The organism is Micromonospora sp. NPDC002717 (assembly GCF_040295705.1).
GTDB lineage: Bacteria > Actinomycetota > Actinomycetes > Mycobacteriales > Micromonosporaceae > Micromonospora.
The window spans coordinates 106380-123838 of the sequence record NZ_JBEOVW010000008.1; the positions used below are offsets into that span (position 1 = coordinate 106380).

19 protein-coding genes are annotated in these 17459 nt (G+C 72.9%); 10 read left to right on the forward strand and 9 right to left on the reverse strand.

Features of this window, described 5'->3' with window-relative positions:
• Positions 1-57 precede the first annotated feature (57 nt).
• Together ABT006_RS14345 and ABT006_RS14350 are read right to left on the reverse strand one after the other, a co-directional pair.
• Positions 58-1470: an NADP-dependent succinic semialdehyde dehydrogenase gene (locus tag ABT006_RS14345; protein WP_350706380.1), complete on the reverse strand. Its 1413-nt coding sequence runs from the start codon at positions 1468-1470 to the stop codon at positions 58-60.
• A 12-nt stretch (positions 1471-1482) separates the two neighbouring features.
• Complete coding sequence (locus ABT006_RS14350; protein WP_350682876.1) at positions 1483-1746, reverse strand: DUF6343 family protein; 264 nt, start codon at positions 1744-1746, stop codon at positions 1483-1485.
• A gap of 159 nt (positions 1747-1905) precedes the next feature.
• On the opposite strand from ABT006_RS14350, the gene ABT006_RS14355 reads away from it, so the two are divergent.
• Positions 1906-2517: an antibiotic biosynthesis monooxygenase gene (locus tag ABT006_RS14355; protein WP_350706382.1), complete on the forward strand. Its 612-nt coding sequence runs from the start codon at positions 1906-1908 to the stop codon at positions 2515-2517.
• 156 nt (positions 2518-2673) lie between these two features.
• Complete coding sequence (locus ABT006_RS14360; RefSeq protein WP_350706384.1) at positions 2674-3525, forward strand: GDSL-type esterase/lipase family protein; 852 nt, start codon at positions 2674-2676, stop codon at positions 3523-3525.
• A 96-nt stretch (positions 3526-3621) separates the two neighbouring features.
• On the opposite strand, the gene ABT006_RS14365 is transcribed toward ABT006_RS14360, so the two are convergent.
• From ABT006_RS14365 to ABT006_RS14375, 3 genes are all read right to left on the reverse strand, one after another.
• Positions 3622-4389 carry an EcsC family protein gene (locus tag ABT006_RS14365; protein WP_350706386.1) on the reverse strand — a complete coding sequence of 256 codons (768 nt, stop codon included), beginning with the start codon at positions 4387-4389 and terminating at the stop codon, positions 3622-3624.
• A 34-nt stretch (positions 4390-4423) separates the two neighbouring features.
• Positions 4424-4567 carry a hypothetical protein gene (locus ABT006_RS14370; RefSeq protein ID WP_350706387.1) on the reverse strand — a complete coding sequence of 48 codons (144 nt, stop codon included), beginning with the start codon at positions 4565-4567 and terminating at the stop codon, positions 4424-4426.
• A 103-nt stretch (positions 4568-4670) separates the two neighbouring features.
• Positions 4671-5516 carry a peptidase M23 gene (locus tag ABT006_RS14375; RefSeq protein WP_350706389.1) on the reverse strand — a complete coding sequence of 282 codons (846 nt, stop codon included), beginning with the start codon at positions 5514-5516 and terminating at the stop codon, positions 4671-4673.
• A gap of 421 nt (positions 5517-5937) precedes the next feature.
• Between ABT006_RS14375 and ABT006_RS14380 the strand changes: the two genes are divergently transcribed.
• From ABT006_RS14380 to ABT006_RS14390, 3 genes are all read left to right on the forward strand, one after another.
• Entirely contained in the window at positions 5938-6858 is a 921-nt protein-coding gene (locus tag ABT006_RS14380; RefSeq protein WP_350706391.1) for a proteasome assembly chaperone family protein, read from the forward strand.
• 68 nt (positions 6859-6926) lie between these two features.
• Positions 6927-7724 (forward strand): exodeoxyribonuclease III, encoded by a 798-nt coding sequence (locus tag ABT006_RS14385; protein ID WP_350706393.1) that lies wholly within the window; start codon positions 6927-6929, stop codon positions 7722-7724.
• A 28-nt stretch (positions 7725-7752) separates the two neighbouring features.
• Positions 7753-8067: an antibiotic biosynthesis monooxygenase family protein gene (locus ABT006_RS14390; RefSeq protein WP_350706394.1), complete on the forward strand. Its 315-nt coding sequence runs from the start codon at positions 7753-7755 to the stop codon at positions 8065-8067.
• A 16-nt stretch (positions 8068-8083) separates the two neighbouring features.
• Here ABT006_RS14390 and ABT006_RS14395 read toward each other — a convergent pair whose 3' ends face one another.
• Both ABT006_RS14395 and ABT006_RS14400 read right to left on the reverse strand, forming a co-directional pair.
• Positions 8084-8761: a class F sortase gene (locus ABT006_RS14395; RefSeq protein WP_350706396.1), complete on the reverse strand. Its 678-nt coding sequence runs from the start codon at positions 8759-8761 to the stop codon at positions 8084-8086.
• An 8-nt stretch (positions 8762-8769) separates the two neighbouring features.
• Entirely contained in the window at positions 8770-9390 is a 621-nt protein-coding gene (locus tag ABT006_RS14400; RefSeq protein ID WP_350706687.1) for a hypothetical protein, read from the reverse strand.
• Positions 9391-9615: 225 nt separating this feature from the next.
• Here ABT006_RS14400 and trmB point away from each other — a divergent pair, with 225 nt between their 5' ends.
• Complete coding sequence (trmB, locus tag ABT006_RS14405; RefSeq protein WP_350706689.1) at positions 9616-10245, forward strand: tRNA (guanosine(46)-N7)-methyltransferase TrmB; 630 nt, start codon at positions 9616-9618, stop codon at positions 10243-10245.
• A 109-nt stretch (positions 10246-10354) separates the two neighbouring features.
• Positions 10355-12859, forward strand: coding sequence for a DEAD/DEAH box helicase (locus ABT006_RS14410; RefSeq protein WP_350706398.1), 2505 nt, complete (start codon positions 10355-10357; stop codon positions 12857-12859).
• A 166-nt stretch (positions 12860-13025) separates the two neighbouring features.
• On the opposite strand, the gene ABT006_RS14415 is transcribed toward ABT006_RS14410, so the two are convergent.
• Positions 13026-13985 carry a class I SAM-dependent methyltransferase gene (locus ABT006_RS14415; protein ID WP_350706400.1) on the reverse strand — a complete coding sequence of 320 codons (960 nt, stop codon included), beginning with the start codon at positions 13983-13985 and terminating at the stop codon, positions 13026-13028.
• Between ABT006_RS14415 and ABT006_RS14420 the strand changes: the two genes are divergently transcribed.
• The 3 genes from ABT006_RS14420 (at position 13945) to ABT006_RS14430 (ending at position 16433) form a co-directional block, all read left to right on the forward strand.
• Positions 13945-14754: a hypothetical protein gene (locus ABT006_RS14420; protein ID WP_350706401.1), complete on the forward strand. Its 810-nt coding sequence runs from the start codon at positions 13945-13947 to the stop codon at positions 14752-14754. The two genes, ABT006_RS14415 and ABT006_RS14420, sit on opposite strands and share 41 nt — an antisense overlap.
• A gap of 193 nt (positions 14755-14947) precedes the next feature.
• Entirely contained in the window at positions 14948-15592 is a 645-nt protein-coding gene (locus ABT006_RS14425) for a hypothetical protein (protein WP_350706403.1), read from the forward strand.
• Positions 15593-15989: 397 nt separating this feature from the next.
• The gene (locus ABT006_RS14430) at positions 15990-16433 is read left to right on the forward strand and encodes a DoxX family protein (protein ID WP_350706405.1); all 444 of its coding nucleotides are present in this window, start codon (positions 15990-15992) and stop codon (positions 16431-16433) included.
• 81 nt (positions 16434-16514) lie between these two features.
• Here the strand turns inward: ABT006_RS14430 and ABT006_RS14435 are convergent, their stop codons facing one another.
• Positions 16515-17459, reverse strand: a complete 945-nt coding sequence (locus ABT006_RS14435; protein WP_350706406.1) for an ABC transporter substrate-binding protein — start codon at positions 17457-17459, stop codon at positions 16515-16517.

Here is a 17459-nt window from a genome sequence, read left to right on the forward strand (position 1 = left end):
GTACCCGTGACGGTGTCCGGCTAAAGCTGCCCCCCGCCCGGCCGCGCCCGGGCGCTGCTACTCGGCGTGCGCGCCCGCGCCGGCCGTGGCGGCCCCCTCGCCCACCCAGACGGTCTTGGTGTTGCAGAACTCGCGCATGCCCAGCGCGGAGAGCTCCCGGCCGTACCCGGAGTTCTTCACCCCGCCGAAGGGCAGTTCCGGGTAGGACGTGGTCATCCCGTTGACGAACACGTTGCCGGCGTCCAGGTCGGTGGCGAAGCGCTCCTGCTCTTCGGGGTCGCGGGTCCAGGCGTTCGACCCGAGCCCGAAGGAGGTGCCGTTGGCCACCTCGATCGCCTCGTCGTACGACGACACGCGGTAGAGGCCGGCGACGGGCCCGAAGACCTCCTCGGACCACATCCGCATCTCCGGCCTCAGGTCGGTCACCACCGTCGGCGGGTAGAACCAGCCAGGGCCGGCGGGCGGCTCGCCGCCGCAGAGCACCGTGGCGCCCCTGTCGACCGCGTCCCGCACCTGGGCGTGGATCTCGTCGCGCCCGCCCTCGCTGGCCAGCGGGCCGACGTCGGTGTCGGGGTCCATCGGGTCGCCGACCCGCAGGGCCGACATGTGCGCGGCGAACTTCTCGGCGAAGGCGTCGAACACGTCGGCGTGCACGATGAACCGCTTGGCGGCGATGCAGGACTGGCCGTTGTTCTGGCAGCGGGCGGTGGTCGCCACCTCGGCGGCCCGGTCGAGGTCCGCCGAGGGCATCACCACGAACGGGTCGCTTCCGCCCAGCTCCAGCACCGTCTTCTTCAGCTCCCGGCCGGCGATCTGGGCGATCGAGCGGCCGGCGCCCTCGCTGCCGGTCAGCGTCGCCGCGCGTACGCGGGGGTCGCTGAGCACCCGGTCGACCTCGGCCGAGCCGACCAGCAGCGTGGTGAACGCCCCCTCCGGGAAGCCGGCGCGGCGGAAGAGGTCCTCCAGCAGCAGCGCGGTCTGCGGCACGTTGGAGGCGTGTTTGAGCAGGCCGGTGTTGCCGGCCATCAGCGCCGGCGCGGCGAAGCGCATCACCTGCCAGAGCGGGAAGTTCCAGGGCATCACCGCGAGCACCGGCCCGATCGGCTGGTAGCGGACGAACGCCCGGGTGGCCTTGACCGCCGTCGCGTCGGCGGGCTCGTCGGCGAGGAACTCGGCGGCCTTCGCCGCGTAGAAGCGGCAGGCGGTGGCGCACTTGGTGACCTCGGCCTTGGCCGCCGCGTACGTCTTGCCCATCTCGGTGGTCATGAGCCGGGCGGTCTCGTCGCGTTCGGCCTCCAGCAGGTCGGCCGCCGCGGTCAGCCACCGCTCGCGCTGCGGGATCGTGGTGCCCCGCAGCTGGCGGTACGCCAGGTCGGCGCGCTCGATGGCGGCGTCGATCTGTTCGGCCGACATCGGGTCGTAGCTCTTGAGCACCTGTCCCGTGGCGGGGTTGGTGGTCGCGATGGGCATCTCGTACTCCTGTCACTCGAAGAGTGAGTGGCGGGCGCCCGGCTCCTCCCGGCGGCGGGCGGCACGGCGGCGCTGGATGATGATCAGGTCGACCACGGCGACCACCGCGAAGACCACGCAGAGGACCCCCAGCCACACCAGGTCGGCACGGAACGCCAGCACCGCGAACACGGCCATGGTGACCAGCCCGAACCCGGCGAGCAGGAGCCGCATGTTCAGCGCGCTGTAGGCGTGGCCGACCGTGCCACGGGCGCGCCGGGGCTGCGATCTCGTCATTGCACGGACCTACCCCCGATCGGCCGACTTAACCCGCTCCGCGGCCACCCCGGCCCCCGCCGCGGGCCGCGTGGGCCGCGTCACGCCGCCGGTAAGGTGCGTTACACCCGGGCGCCATGAGCCGCCGGATCCCGCCCGTGGCCGGGGAGGATGGTCGGCATGACCATGACCCACGCCCTGCCGGTGACCGTCGCCGTCGCGCGGCGCACCGATCCCGCCCGGACCAGCGAGATGGTGGCCTGGATGCGGGCCGGCACGGCGCTGGCCGAGGCGTTCCCGGGGTTCCTCGGGTCCGGCTGGGTACGCAGCGCGCCCGGCTCCGGCGAGTGGCACATCATCTACCGCTTCGCGGACCACGAGACGCTGCGCCGGTGGGAGGAGTCGCCGCAGCGGCACTGGTGGCTCTCCTCGGCGCAGGGCATCGTGGAGCACACCCGGGTGGAGCGGCGCACCGGGATCGAGGGCTGGTTCGACCCGCCGCGGGAGCACGTCGTCGAGACGGTGCCGGTCAGCGCCGATCCCACCGTGCCGCCGCCGTCCCCGCCGCGCTGGAAGCAGGCCGTGACGATCTGGCTGGCCTTCTTCCCGCTCAGCCTCACCGCGACGCTGCTGACCAGCCGGTTCCTCCCCGAGGTGCCGCTGGCCGCCCGGGTGCTGCTGATGACCCTCACGCTGACCCCGCTGATGACCTACCTGGTGCTGCCCCGGATCACGGCGTCCCTGCACTGGTGGCTGCACGGGCAGCGCCCGCCGTGGCGCTCGGCCCGCTGACACCCCGTCGCCCGCCGGGCAGGCGGGCTGCCAATAGCAGGTCGAGGCGCGGCGGAACAGGCCTGTGCCGCATAGCCGACAGCAGCGGGTGACCGCACCCCGGCCCGCGCGTAGAGTTACCGCGCTGTTGCTCTCCGCTGCGGGACTGGGGAAGAGATGCCTCGACGCTGGGTCGCCGCCGTCGCCTGCCTGCTGGCACTGGTCGCCCTCGCCTGCGAGGGCGGCGGGGACCCCGGCTCCCGCCCGCCACGCGAGACGCCGTCGCCGGGCGCGTCCGGCGGCATCGCGGCGCTCGGCGACTCGATCAGCACCGGCTTCGGCTCCTGCCTGGTGCTGACCTCGTGCCAGCGCAACTCGTGGTCCACCGGGGACGGGCTGCGCGTGGACAGCCTCTACCGCCGGCTGCTCGACCGCACCCCCGCCATCCGCGGCCGGGCCTACAACCACGCCCGCCCGGGAGCGCGCGCGGCGTCACTGGAGGGACAGGCCCAGCAGGCGGTACGCGACCGCGTCGACCACGTGACCGTGCTGATCGGGGCCAACGACGTGTGCCGGGGCGGCATCGAGGCGATGACGCCCGTGACGCGGTTCCGCGCGGAGGTGGACCGGGGCCTGCGGGTGCTGCGGCAGGGCCGGCCGAAGGCGCGGGTGCTGGTGGTGAGCATCCCGGACCTGTATCGGCTCTGGGAGGTCGGGCACACCGACGCCCGGGCGGTCCGCGCCTGGAAGCGGGGCGTCTGCCCGGCGCTGCTGGCCGACCCGGCCTCGACGGACCCGCTGGACCGGGCCCGCCGGGCGGCCGTCCGGGAGCGGATCGACGACTACAACGCCCAGCTCGCCGCCGCCTGCAAGGCGTACGGCTCACGCTGCCGCTACGACGGCGGGGCGGTGCACCGGGTGCGGTTCGACCTGAACCTCGTCAACCCGCTGGACTGGTTCCACCCCAACGCCGCCGGCCAGGACCGCCTGGCCGACGTGGCCTGGCGCGCCTCGGGCCTCGCCTCCTGACCGGCCCCGGGCTGGCCAGGAGGCCGGCACGGACCAGTCGTCGCCGGCACGGACCGGCCCGGGAAGCCGGCACGGGCGGGGAGCCGGCCCGAGGGATCAGGGTCGGCGGGGTCCGGGGACGGCGAGGGCACCGTAGTGGCGGTAGAGGGCGCGGGAACGGACGGCCAGGTCCTTGGTGGCCGACGAGTTCGCCCAGGTGCCGAGGATGATCGCCGCCCCGGGCACCACCTTGGCGAAGAGCCGCTTCGCCGCGCGCACCCCGGCCATCTGGGCCAGGCGTACGCCCAGGCGCAGCATCACCCTGCCGAGCGGGTTCTGCCCGCCGCTGCCGAACAGGGCACCGGCGCGCTCCCGCCCGGCGGCCACCCCGAGCGCGAGCCGGGCGCTCTCGGCCACCTTGTGCACCTTCTGCAGCACGAGCAGGTCGGTGGCCCGGTCGGGGTGCAGCGGGTCGACGCCGTACGCGGCGGCGACGTGCAGCACCATCCGGGCCTGGGTCCAGGCCAGCACGCCCACGTCGATCACGGCACCGGGCAGCCCGGCCGCCCCGGAGACGGCGCCGGAGAGCCGCGCGTGGTTGACGAACTTGCGTACGGCCTGCTCCGCCAGGGCCTCGACGGAGGCCCCGGGCTGCTCGGCCCGGGCCCGCGCGGCCCACTGCGCCGCCTCCGGCCCCAGCCGGCGCACGGCCTCCAGGGCGAGGTGCTCCGGGGCGTACTGCGGATCCTCCCGCATCCGGTCCCAGAGCTTGAGCGGCGGCGCCTCCGGGACCTCCTGCGGAGGCGCCGGCACCACCGCCGGCGGCTGGGGCGCTCCCGCGGCGGGCTGGGTGGGCTGGCCGTCGGCGGGCGCGGAATCGGTCACTGGTTCTCCCGGGGGTCGGAGAGGTCGTCGGGGGTCAGCGGCGGTTCTGGAGCTTGGCGGCGAGGCCCTTCAGCTTCTGCTGGGTGCCGGGCTTGGCCAGCTCGCGCCGGCCACGGTCGATCAGTTGCTGGCCCTTCGGCGAGCGCAGAAAGGTGCTGATCCGCTGCATCAGAGACATGTCGTCCTCCTGTCGGTGGCGCCTCTTCCATGTGTACCCCGGAGCGACAACATCCGTACCCCGGACACCCGAACCGCAACCGTCCACTGTGGTCGGCGGAAGACTACTGGCCGGCCTCCAGGATCGCCTCGACGACCTCCGTGGCCCGCCACTCGTGCTTGGCGTAGTGCTCCGGGTAGGCCGAGATCTGCACCGCCTGGGCGGCGTCGGTCAGCCGCATCTGCTGCCAGCCGGGCACCTGCGCCAGCGCGGCAAGGAACTGCCGGGTGGCGAACTCCGGATCCATCAGCTGCCCCACCTCGCCCCACCCGCTGCTGGAGCGCTGCTGGAACAGCCCGACCGAGTCGTGGTCCCAACCGATGCCCTGGTGGGGGTAGTTCTGGGACTCGGGAAGCACCCCGCTGGCGATGTTGTAGAGGTTGCTCTCCTGCATCGCGGTGGCGACCGCGATGACGAACGCGCGCCGGGGCATGTCCATCTTCCGCCCCGTCCGCACGATCACCTCGGCGTTCTCCATCTGGGCGTTGTCGAGTCCGGCCACGGGGGCGGGGTCGACGGGCTTGCGCTTGGTCTTCTTCGGGGCGGGGGTGGCGGTGTCCGGGTCGGCGGCGGGGGTGGGGCTGGCGGGGGTGGAGGCGGGGGCACGTTCCAGGCTGCGGGAGGCAGCGTCCGGCTCGGCGCGCTCCGCGAGCGCGGAGGGGGCGGCGACGGGGGCCGGGTCGGCGGCGGAGTCGTCCCGGGCGCCCTGGGCGACGGCGGTCAGGCCGAGGCAGCACAGCACGCCGGCGGCGAGGGCGACCCGGGCCCGGGCCGGCGCGGGCAGCAGCATCCGGGCGTACGCCCCGACGGAGCGGAGGCCGGCAGGCCGATCGCGCGAGGGGGTATCGTCCGAACGGTCGATCGGGTCACCAGGGGTGATCTGGTTGTCGAGGGTGCGGTCGTCACGCATCAGCCGAGGCTAGGCAGACCCAAACTCCGATCACCCCGGGTGATCTCGTGGCATTTTTCACGAAAGCGCCCCCACCCGCAGGACGCCCCGAGCGTTCCGGGGCGACCGGGAACGCATCTCGCGTACCGGGCATACCTCGCGGCGGCGCCCGGGCGCCCCCTGGCCGCACGGAAGGGGGACGAAGCGCCGACCCCGAGTGCATGATCCCCGAGGTCACCCTTTCGGCCGATAGGCTGGTCCACCTCACGGTCATCGCTCGGCGTCCGACGGTGGAGTTGCGGGGATACGCCCTGATTGCTGATCACGCGGTGGCCCCCCGAAAGCCGCCGGCAGGAATGCATGAGGATGGCGGGTACGTTCCCCGAACGGGTGCCGTCCCCGCGCGGCGACCCGTACGCACGACCCAGGGAGGTCCGCACCGGTGCTCGACCCACACGAGCTCTACGAACTCATCGACGAGCTGCCCGACCTCGGTCAGCCCGTCCTGATCCAGGCCCTCACCGGGTTCGTCGACGCCGGCAGCGCCACCCGACTGGCCAGGGAGCAGCTGCTCACCTCGCTGGACGCCCGCCCGATCGCCCGGTTCGACGTCGACCAGCTCTTCGACTACCGCTCGCGCCGGCCGGTGATGACCTTCGTCGAGGACCACTGGGAGTCGTACGACGCCCCGGCGTTGGAGCTGCACGTGCTGCGCGACGACGACGAGACGCCCTTCCTGCTGCTCACCGGCCCGGAGCCGGACCTGCAGTGGGAGCGCTTCGTGGCCGCCGTCGGCGCGCTCACCGCGCGGCTGGACGTCCGGCTCACCGTGGGGCTCAACGCGATCCCGATGGCCGTTCCGCACACCCGCCCCGCCGGGGTGACCGCACACGCCACCCGACGCGAGCTGATCGCCGGCTACGAGCCGTGGTTGCAGCGGGTGCAGGTGCCGGGCAGCGTCGGGCACCTGCTGGAGTTCCGCCTCGGCGAGCTGGGCCGCGACGCCCTGGGCTTCGCCGCCCACGTGCCGCACTACGTGGCGCAGACCGAGTACCCGGCCGCCGCCGAGGTGCTGCTCGCCTCCGTGTCCCGCAGCACCGGGTTGCTGCTGCCCCGCGACGGGCTGCGCTCGGCCGCCGAGGTGGTCCGGCTGGAGATCGACCGGCAGGTCGCGCAGACCGACGAGGCCGCCCAGCTGGTGCAGGCCCTCGAGGAGCAGTACGACGCGTTCGCGCGCGGCCGGGGCGAGCGGAGCCTGCTCGCCAAGGAGACGGGGCCGCTGCCGACCGCCGACGAGCTGGGCGCAGAGCTGGAGCGGTTCCTGGCCGAGCAGACCCGCCCGGGCGACACCCCGACCACCTGACGGGCCGCCGGCGCGACACCCCGGGAGCTGACGCGGCGGCGCGGGCGCGGATGGGGCAGGCTGGACCCATGCGCCTGGCGACCTGGAACGTGAACTCGGTGAAGGCCCGCCTGCCCCGGCTGCTGGAGTGGCTGGCCGGCACCGGGCCGGACGTCGTCTGCCTGCAGGAGACGAAGTGCCCGGACGGGGCCTTCCCGGTGGCCGAGGTCGGCGAGCTGGGCTACCACGTGGCCAGCCACAGCGACGGCCGGTGGAACGGGGTGGCGATCCTGTCCCGGGTCGGCCTGGCCGACGTGGTGGTGGGGTTCCCGGGCGAGCCGGGGTTCCCCGAGCCGGAGGCCCGGGCCATCTCCGCGACCTGCGACGGGGTGCGGGTCTGGTCGGTGTACGTGCCGAACGGCCGCACGCCGGACGACCCGCACTACGCGTACAAGTTGTCCTGGTTCGCGGCGCTGCGGGACGCCTTGGAGACGGAGTTGGCGAGCGGGGTGCCGCTGGCCGTCTGCGGTGACTTCAACGTCGCCCCGACCGACGCCGACGTCTGGGACCCGGCGGTGTTCGCCCACTCCACGCACGTCACCCCGGCCGAGCGGGCTGCCCTCGCGGCGCTGCGCGACCTCGGGCTCTCCGACGTGGTGCCCACCCCGATGAAGGGCCCCCACCCGTTCACCTACTGGGACTACCGGGCGGGGATGTTCCACCAGAACAAGGGCATGCGGATCGACCTCGTGTACGCCTCGGCGCCGTTCACGCGGGCGGTCCGCTCGGCGTACGTGGACCGGGAGGCCCGCAAGGGCAAGGGCCCGTCCGACCATGCCCCGATCGTGGTGGACGCCGACCTGGTTCCGGCGGTCGAGTCGTTCTGAGCCCCGACGGCGTGACTAGGGTGGAGCCATGGCAGTCGTGAAGATCAACGCGATCGACGTCCCTCCCGGCGCGGGCGAGGAACTGGAGAAGCGGTTCGCCGCCCGGGCCGGCGCCGTGGAGAACTCCCCCGGGTTCCTCGGCTTCGAGCTGCTCCGCCCGGTCGCCGGGGAGAACCGCTACTTCGTCTACACGAGGTGGGAGAGCGAGGAGGCCTACCAGGCGTGGGCCGCCGGCCCCTCCCGCGCCGCCCACGCCGGCACGGGCGAACGGCGCCCCCCGGTCGCCTCGGGCGCCAACCTCCTGGAGTTCGAGGTCGTCCAGCAGGTCCCGCCCCGCCCCTGACCCCGTCCCTGGTGGGTCAGGCGGGGCGGGAGGAGATCAGGGTGGCGAAGGCGATGATGTTGTCGGCGTAGCCCGTCCGGCCGCCGAGCCAGTCGCCGCCGCAGGTGATGAGGCGCAGACCCGGCGGGCCCTCGTCGCCGTAGACCCGCTCCGCCGGCAGCCGCTCCTTCGGGAAGTGCTCCACCGAGTCGACCCGGAACACCACGACCGAGCGGTCCGCCCGGGTCACCTCGACCGTGTCGCCCGGGCGCAGCCTGTGCAGGTCGTAGAAGACCGACGGGCCGCTCTTGGTGTCCACGTGCCCCACGATGACCGCCGGGCCCGGCTCGCCGGGGGTCGGGCCCCGGTCGTACCAGCCGGTCTCGTCGGCCCGGTCCAGCGGCGGGACGGCGATCGAGCCGTCCCGGGCCTCGCCCACGGGCGCCACCGGCGCGGCCAACTCGATCGAGGGGATCGACAGGCGTACGGGCCGGCTGGCCGACAGGGCGCCGCTCTCGCTGCGGGCCGGACGCGACTCCCCCGCGCCGGCGGCCCAGTCGAACGGCCCGGCCGTCCGCCCCAACCCCGCCCCGGTGGCGAAGACCCCGACCAGCACCAGCACCACGGCCAGCGGCACCGACCAGGGGCGGCGTCCGGGCGGCGGACGCCGGCGGGCCGCTGCGGCGGGCGGCTGGGGGGCGGGCGAGGTGGCCATGAGCGGGCTCACCGTCGGGCGGCGTCCCGCGCGGCGCGCGGGCGGCGCGCCGCGACCACCGCGAGGACGATGCCGGCCACGGTCAGCGCGAGACCACCGGGAAGCAGCAGCCCGCCGGTGAACCCGCCGTCGCCTCCGCCGAAGCCCGTCGCCGGGCCGCGACTGGGCTTCACCGCCTTGACCACCTGGAGCATGGTCGAGGCGGTCTCCCCGTCGGGGCACTCCAGCTTGACCCGGTAGTTGCCGGGCCGGGTGCGCTCGCGCACCATCGGCGCGGCGGTCAGCAGCCCGCGCTGCGGCTGCACCTGCACCCGGCCGAAGGCGTCCGAGACCACGATCGCGGGGATCGAGTTGTCCCGGCAACTGGCCCGGATGCCGACGAGGAAGCCCGGCTGCACGGTGCTCGGGCTGACCTCGACGAAGACGGTGGGCTCCGGCGGCTTCGGCTGCGGCGGGCCCCCCGGCGCGGGCTCCGCCCGCAATCCGGCAACGGGGAGGCCGACGGCGACGGAGAGGCCGGTGGCAGCGGGGAGGCCGGTGGTCGGCGGGGCGGCCCCGGCCGGCAAGGCCGCGAGCAGCGGGCCGGCGAGCGCGGTCGCGATCGCCAGCGCCAGACCGCCGCGGTGCACTGACACGACGCCACCTCCCGGCGCGTTGAGGCAGTGCCGGGCAACACCAGGAGCCCGGTCTGCCGTACGGGATGGATCCTCTCATCCCCGGGCGAACATCACATCCGATCCGGCGCGGTCGTCGCGTACGCTCGGGTCGTTGTGACCTCCATCGACTCTCCCGCCGCCGCGCCCGCGCCGCCCGCCGCCCGGACGATCCGCACCTTCCATCCGCGCCGCGGCCGGATGAGCAGCCGCCAGACGGAGGCGTTGGACCGGCTCTGGCCGGTCCACGGCCTGCTCGTCCCGGACGAGCCCGGCACGACGGTGGACCTGGCCGGCCTGTTCGGCCGTCGGGCCCCGGTGGTGGTGGAGATCGGGTCCGGGATGGGCGACACCACCGCCGCGATGGCCGCCGCCGACCCGGATCGAGACTATCTGGCGGTCGAGGTGCACACGCCCGGAATCGCCAACCTGCTGGACCTGGTGGACCGGCACGGCCTGCACAACGTGCGGGTGGCGCAGGGCGACGCGCTGGACCTGGTGGCGGGCCTGCCGGCGGCGTCGCTGGACGCGGTGCACGTCTTCTTCCCGGACCCGTGGCCCAAGTCGCGGCACCACAAGCGGCGGATCATCCAGCCGGCCCACGTCGCGCTGCTGCGCTCCCGGCTGGCGCCCGGCGGCACCCTGCACTGCGCCACCGACTGGGCCGAGTACGCCGAGGCGATGCGGGAGACCCTGGACGCCGACCCGGGGCTGGTCAACGCGCACGACGGCTACGCCCCCCGCCCGCCCCACCGCCCGGTCACCAAGTTCGAGCGCCGAGCCCTGACGGCCGGCCGCCCGGTCTTCGACCTGATCTACCGGCGGGCGTGACAGAAGGGCCGGTCACCGTATTCCATCGTGCAGGGTCTCCTTCCCCACGCCCGACGGCCCGGGGCCGGTTGGCGCGCGGGGGCATGATCCAGGCACCATGGGACCCGCTATGACGCTCACCGCCGCGCTGCCGACCAGCGCCGACCCCGACACCCTCTTCGACGCGTTCGCCGGCTGGGCGAAGGAGCGCGGCCTCGACCTCTACCCCCATCAGGAGGAGGCGGTCATCGAGATCGTCTCCGGCGCCAACGTGATCATGAATACGCCGACCGGCTCCGGCAAGAGCCTGGTGGCGATCGCGGCGCACTTCGCGGCCCTGGCCGACGATCGGACGACCTTCTACACCGCCCCGATCAAGGCCCTGGTGTCGGAGAAGTTCTTCGCCCTCTGCGAGGTCTTCGGCGCCGACAACGTCGGCATGCTGACCGGCGACGCCAGCGTCAACGCCGACGCCCCGATCATCTGCTGCACGGCCGAGATCCTGGCCAACCTGGCGCTGCGCGAGGGCGACCGGGCCGACGTCGGCCAGGTGATCATGGACGAGTTCCACTTCTACGCCGAGCCGGACCGCGGCTGGGCGTGGCAGGTGCCGCTGATCGAGTTGCCGCAGGCCCAGTTCGTCCTCATGTCGGCCACGCTCGGCGACACCACCCGCTTCGTCGACGACCTGACCCGGCGCACCGGCCGGCCCACCGCCGTCGTCCGCTCGGCCGAGCGGCCGGTCCCGCTCCTCTTCTCGTACGCGATGACGCCGCTGCACGAGACCCTCGAGGAGTTGCTGGAGACGAAGCAGGCGCCGGTCTACGTCGTGCACTTCACCCAGGCCGCCGCCCTGGAACGCGCCCAGGCCCTGATGAGCGTGAACGTCTGCACCCGGGCCGAGAAGGACATGATCGCCCAGGCCATCGGGAACTTCCGGTTCACCTCCGGCTTCGGCAAGACCCTGTCCCGGCTGGTCCGGCACGGCATCGGCGTGCACCACGCCGGCATGCTGCCCAAGTACCGCCGGCTGGTGGAGACCCTCGCCCAGGCCGGCCTGCTCAAGGTCATCTGCGGCACGGACACCCTCGGCGTCGGGATCAACGTGCCGATCCGCACCGTGCTGTTCACCGGCCTGTCCAAGTACGACGGCGTGCGCACCCGGCTGCTCAAGGCCCGCGAGTTCCACCAGATCGCCGGGCGGGCCGGTCGGGCCGGCTTCGACACCATCGGCCGGGTGGTGGTGCAGGCCCCGGAGCACGTCATCGACAACGAGAAGGCCCTGGCCAAGGCCGGCGACGACCCGAAGAAGCGGCGCAAGGTGGTACGCAAGAAGCCGCCGGAGGGGTCGATCGGCTGGGGCAAGCCCACCTTCGAGCGCCTGGTCGAGGCCGAGCCCGAGCCGCTGACGTCCAGCTTCCAGGTCAGCCACTCGATGCTGCTCAACGTGATCGGCCGCCCCGGCGACGCGTTCGCGGCGATGCGGCACCTGCTCACCGACAACCACGAGGACCGGGCCGCCCAGCGCCGGCACATCCGGCGCGCCATCGCCATCTACCGGGCGCTGCGCGCCGGCGGGGTGGTCGAGCAGCTCGACGAGCCGGACGAGACCGGACGGCGGGTCCGGCTCACCGTCGACCTCCAGCTCGACTTCGCCCTCAACCAGCCGCTGTCACCGCTGGCCCTCGCGGCGATCGAGCTGCTCGACGTCGAGTCCCCCTCGTACGCCCTCGACGTCCTCTCGGTGATCGAGTCGATCCTCGACGACCCGCGCCAGGTGCTCTCCGCGCAGCAGTTCAAGGCCCGCGGCGAGGCGGTCGCCGCGATGAAGGCCGAGGGGATCGAGTACGAGGCCCGACTCGAACTGCTCGACGAGGTGACCTGGCCCAAGCCCCTCGCGGAGCTGCTGGAGTCGGCGTACGAGATGTACCGGCAGGGCCACCCGTGGGTGGCCGACCACCAGCTCTCCCCCAAGTCGGTCGTGCGGGACATGTACGAGCGGGCGATGACCTTCACGGAGTACGTCCAGTTCTACGGGCTGTCCCGCTCCGAGGGCCTCGTGCTGCGCTACCTCGCGGACGCGTACAAGACGCTGCGGCAGACCGTGCCCGAGGACGCGAAGACCGAGGAGCTGGTCGACCTCATCGAGTGGCTCGGCGAGCTGGTCCGCCAGGTCGACTCCAGCCTGATCGACGAGTGGGAGCGGCTGCGCAACCCCACCGACGCCGCCGAGGCGGCCGAGGCGCTGGACGACCGCGTCCCGGCGGTCACCCGCAACGCCCGCGCCTTCCGGGTGCTGGTGCGCAACGCCCTGTTCCGCCGGGTCGAGCTGGCCGCGCTGCGCCGCTGGCACGACCTCGGCGAACTGGACGCCGCGTCGGGCTGGGACGCCGACGCCTGGGCCGACGCGCTGGAGCCGTACTTCGAGGCGTACGACTCGATCGGGGTGGGGCCGGACGCGCGCGGGCCGGCGCTGCTCATGATCGAGCAGGGCCGGGAACGGTGGAGCGTACGGCAGATCCTGGACGACCCCGAGGGCGACCACGACTGGGGCATCAGCGCCGAGGTCGACCTCGCCGCCTCCGACGAGGCGGGCGCCGCGGTGGTCCGGATCACCTCCGTCGGCCAACTCTAGGTCGTTCCATGGGACCGCCCGGGATGCCCCGGGCGGTCCCGTCCGATCGAGGATGACGAGTCACGCCGGTGCGGAGCTGAAGTCCGCCACGTAGCCATGGGCGACCGGACACGTCCAGGTCTGGTTGGCTGGCTCAGCGGATCTTGCGCGGGCACGGTGCCGATGGTCATTCGGGGCGCTGTGCGATGAAGACCATCTCGCGACCTGGCCGATCCGGTGCCTGCCGTACCTCGCTGACGAGATAGCCCGCGCCGGCGAGGGATGCGGCCACCTCGTCGCGGCGACGAAACCGCAGGGTGGAGTCGGACGTCAGCCGCGTGCCATCCGACGTGAAGACAAACGTCCAGCGGAAGGAGACCAGGTCGCCGCTGACGTCGATCAGGTCGACCCACGTCTCGACCTCGCCAACGCCTGGGATCATCGTGTGCTTGTGCGATCGTTCGTGGTTCCACTCCAACCACGCTTTCGCCGTCGGATCGCGGGTCTCGAAGACCAGGCGTCCTCCTGGGCGCAGCGCCGCGTGCGCCGCCAGCAGAGTCGAGGCCCAGTCCTCGTCGGTCAGGAAGACCTGGGCGACGTTCGCGGTCATCGTCGCCAGATCCACCTGGAGCGGGGGCAGGTCCACCGCACAACCGTGCAGCCACCGCACCCGATCGGCACCGGGCTTGGTCCGTGCGACCTCCAACGACGCCGCCGCCGGGTCCACCGCTGTCACGTCCAGGCCCTGGTGGGCGAGCAGACACGCGAAGGCGCCGGTGCCGCAGCCGATGTCGAGGACGCTGTGCGCGCCGAACTCACGGGCCATGGCCGCGTATACGTCCAGGTCACTGCGGTCGGGGTCCAGGGGGTCGTAGACCTCGGCCAGACGGCGCTCCGCGAAGATCGGGTCAGCCACGCGGTCACCGTATCCTCCTGATCCGAAGTGGACGAGCGAGATCGCGTCGTCCAGGCCGGCAGATAGGTCGGCGGCGTGACCACGGCTTTTGGGGCAACTCTGGGCGTCGGCCGGGTCGGCGACGCTGCGCTGGCTCACTGCCCGGCGATCATGGTCGGCCGGGTTCCACCCTCCTGTGAAGAGAGACGACGTGAACATTCGACGGTGGGGCGTCGGCGTGCTCGCCGCCACCCTGTTCGTGCCCGGTCTGGCCGCTTGCAAGTCGGACGACCCGGCGCCGGCTGCCGGCGGCCCGGCCACGTCGGCCGTCCCCTCCGATCCGAAGGAGGCGCTGCTCGCCTCCATGAAGGAGATCGAGAAGGGCAACTTCACCTTCGTCGTGACCAGTGACGGGGACTTCGCCGTAAGTGGCACGGTGCACCTGCCGTCGAAGAGCGCCGAGATGAAGATGGGTGGCCAGGCCACCGAAGACCTCACCATGCAGACGCATTTCGTCCACATCGACGCCGACACCTGGGCCCTGCTCGAGTTCGGTGGCGCGATGGCCGAAATGATCCCCGAGGTCAACGCCCTCAAGGGCAAGTACCAGCATCTCGACCGGTCGAAGATCAAGGACGTCAAGGATCTCCAGTTCGACTTCGTCGATGTCGACCCGGCCGGCACCAAGCCACTCATCGAGGCGATCACCAAGGTCGAGAAGACCGGCGAGGGCGCGTACGCGGGAACGGTTGACGGGTCCAAGGCCACCGACTCGGATTGGTTCGACGCCGCCACGCTGAAGGAACTCGGCGGCAAGGCTGGAGCGATTCCCTTCACCGCGCAGCTCGACGGCCAGGGGCGGCTGAGCAAGATGACCCTTCAGATGCCCGCGTCGGCCACGAGCAAGGCGCAGGAAATCACCGTCACCTACGCCGACTACGGAACCGCCACCCCGGTACAGAAGCCACCGGCGGACAAGATCGTCGAGGCGTCCGACGACGTCTACGACATGCTCACCTGAGCATCGGTCTGCGGGGACGGGGCGGCGTTCTGCCGCCCCGTCCCGCGTCACACACCCAGCTCCTCGTGCCGCTCGGCGGTCATCTCGTCGCAAGTCGCTTGGTCACAGGCAACCTCGTTCGCCGCCTGGGCGATGTCACACCGGTCGATTAGAATGTATGTACTAATCGAGTTCCTGACCTGGGAGGACGCCCGTGACCACGCCCGCCTCCGCCCCACCCACCCCCTACGCCACCCTGCTCGGCTTCACCCGCTACGTCGACCGCACCGGCCCCACCAAGGCCACCTTCGTCGGGGGCCTGCGCAAGCAGCGGGTCAGCCGCTCCGGCTTCAACCCGCACGGCCAGTTCGTCAAGGCGCTCAAGGCCGACATCGCCTTCCACACCGGCGGCACCCACCTCGACCAGGTGGCCGACGTGGTCAAGCCCCGCTGGCGCCCCCTCTACGAGGCCCTCGTCCCCGGCGCGCGGGCCTGGCTGCACTCCCTCGGCGAGCCGAGGGCCGTCGACCTCGCCCAGACCCGCGACGCGCTCGCCATGCTCGGCGACCTGCCCGTCAAGATCAACCCCCAGTTCGGCGTACGCCACGCCGACGGTCGCGTCGAGGCCGTCCGCCTGCATTTCGACGAGGCCCCGCCCAGCCCGGAGGCGGTGCTCGCCACCCTGCACCTGATGGCCCGGCACATGGACGCGGTGCTCCCGCACGCCGAGCCGGTCCTCGTGGACGTCCGCCGGGGCGAGGACCACCGCATGCCCGCCGACGCCCGGCCCGAGCAGATCGAGCGTTGGCTGGCCGGCGAGGCGGCCGCCTTCCAGGCGATCTGGGCCACGGCCGCCTGACCCCACCCACCACCCGCCCCCTCGACGGGCCTACCCGGGGCCCGACGCGCGCCACCTTCCGGAGCCGCCCGACACCGCGGCCCCGGGAGGTGGCGCGTCGCCGTTGCGGCGGCCCACCGCGCCCTGGCGACCACCCGGAGGCCACGCTCTTCGGGCGCAATTCGCCCAGGTCGGGGCAGAACGGCGGCGCGGCGACAATCACTTTCCCCGTCGATGGTTGAGCCTTCAACCATCTCCGGGTACGGTGGTCCCCGGCGGCATCCGACAGGCCCGGCGGACCGAGATCCGGGCCGCGAGGCGTTCCGCCCGCCGGTCGCGTCGCGCCCGGCCGTCCGCTACACGGCGCGCGTCGACCCGACCGGCCGTTCGGCAGTCCACCAGCATGAGGAGCAGAACCATGACCCTGCCCACCACCGTCCGTGACGTCGCGATGCTGCTCGCCCGGATCGGCGTCGGCATCGTCTTCTTCGCCCACGGCTGGCAGAAGCTGGTCACCAACGGCGTCGACGGGACCGCCGCCTTCTTCGACAAGGCCGGCGTACCCCTGCCAACCGTGTCCGCGTGGTTCGCCACGGGCGTCGAGCTGCTCGGTGGCGCGGCGCTGATCCTCGGCGCGGTCGTCCCGATCGCCGGCGTCCTGCTCGCGCTGGACATGCTCGGCGCGTTCATCTTCGTGCACGCCGGCAACGGCCTGTTCGTGGACAAGGGCGGCTACGAGCTCGTCCTCGTCCTCGGCGCGGCGAGCCTGCTGCTGGCGGCGGTCGGAGCCGGCCGGCTCAGCGTCGACCACCTGCTGACCGGCCGCCGGGCCGCCGAACCGGCCCCCGCCGGCCGGGCCTGACCCGCACAACGCAGTGGTGGCCGCACCGGGGACGGTGCGGCCACCACAGGCGGTTGCCCGGCGAACCCGGGCGGACGTCGGTCAGGCGGTGAGGTACTTCGCCAGGTCGTCGAGGATCCGGCTGGCGGCGCCGACGCCGATGCCGGTCATCCAGATCTGGTCGGAGACGACGTGCGCCTTGCCCGCCTTGACCGCCGGCAGGGCCTTCCACAGCGTCCCGCCGGTGACCTTCGCCTGCTCGGCGGCGGCCTTCTCGCCGTACGCGGTCACGAAGATGACGTCACCGTCGACCTCGCCGATGCGCTCCGGGCTCACCCGGTCCATCCGCCGGTCCTCCTTGCCGGTCAGCAGCTGCCGCTCGGGGCGGCCCAGGCCGGTGTCGCCGATCACGATGCCGGAGAACGAGTCCGGCCCGTACACGCGGATCTCGGTCGGCATGAAGCGGACGATGGACACCTTGCGGTCGGCGGCGTCGCCCAGCTTGGCGCCGAACTCCTTGGCCCGGGTCTCGTACGCGGTGAGCAGGTCCTTGGCCTGCTGCTCCTTGCCGAGCGCCTTGCCGTCGAGGAGGAAGTTCTCCTTCCAGGTGATGCCGACCTTCTCGGTGAACACGGTCGGCGCGATGGCCTTCAGCTCGTCGTAGAACTTCTCCTGGCGGAACTTGCTGCCCAGGATCAGGTCCGGCTTGAGGGCGTTGATGGCCTCCAGGTCGGGCTCGGTGAGCACCCCGACCTCCTTGATGCCGGCGAGCTTCTCCTCGCCGAAGTAGGTCGGCCAGCTCTTCGCCTCGCCCGCGGTGGCGGCGCCGACCGGCGTGACGCCGAGGGACAGCGCGGTGTCGATCTTGTCGGTGTCGAGCACGACGACCCGCTTCGGGTCGGCCGGCACCTTGGTGGTGCCCATGGCGTGGGTGATCTCCCGGGTCTCCCCGGTGGTGGTGCCGGCGACCGGGTCGCTCTCACCGCAGGCGGTGAGGCCGACGCCGAGGACCAGCGCCGCGGTGAGGGCGGCGGCGAGACGACGCAT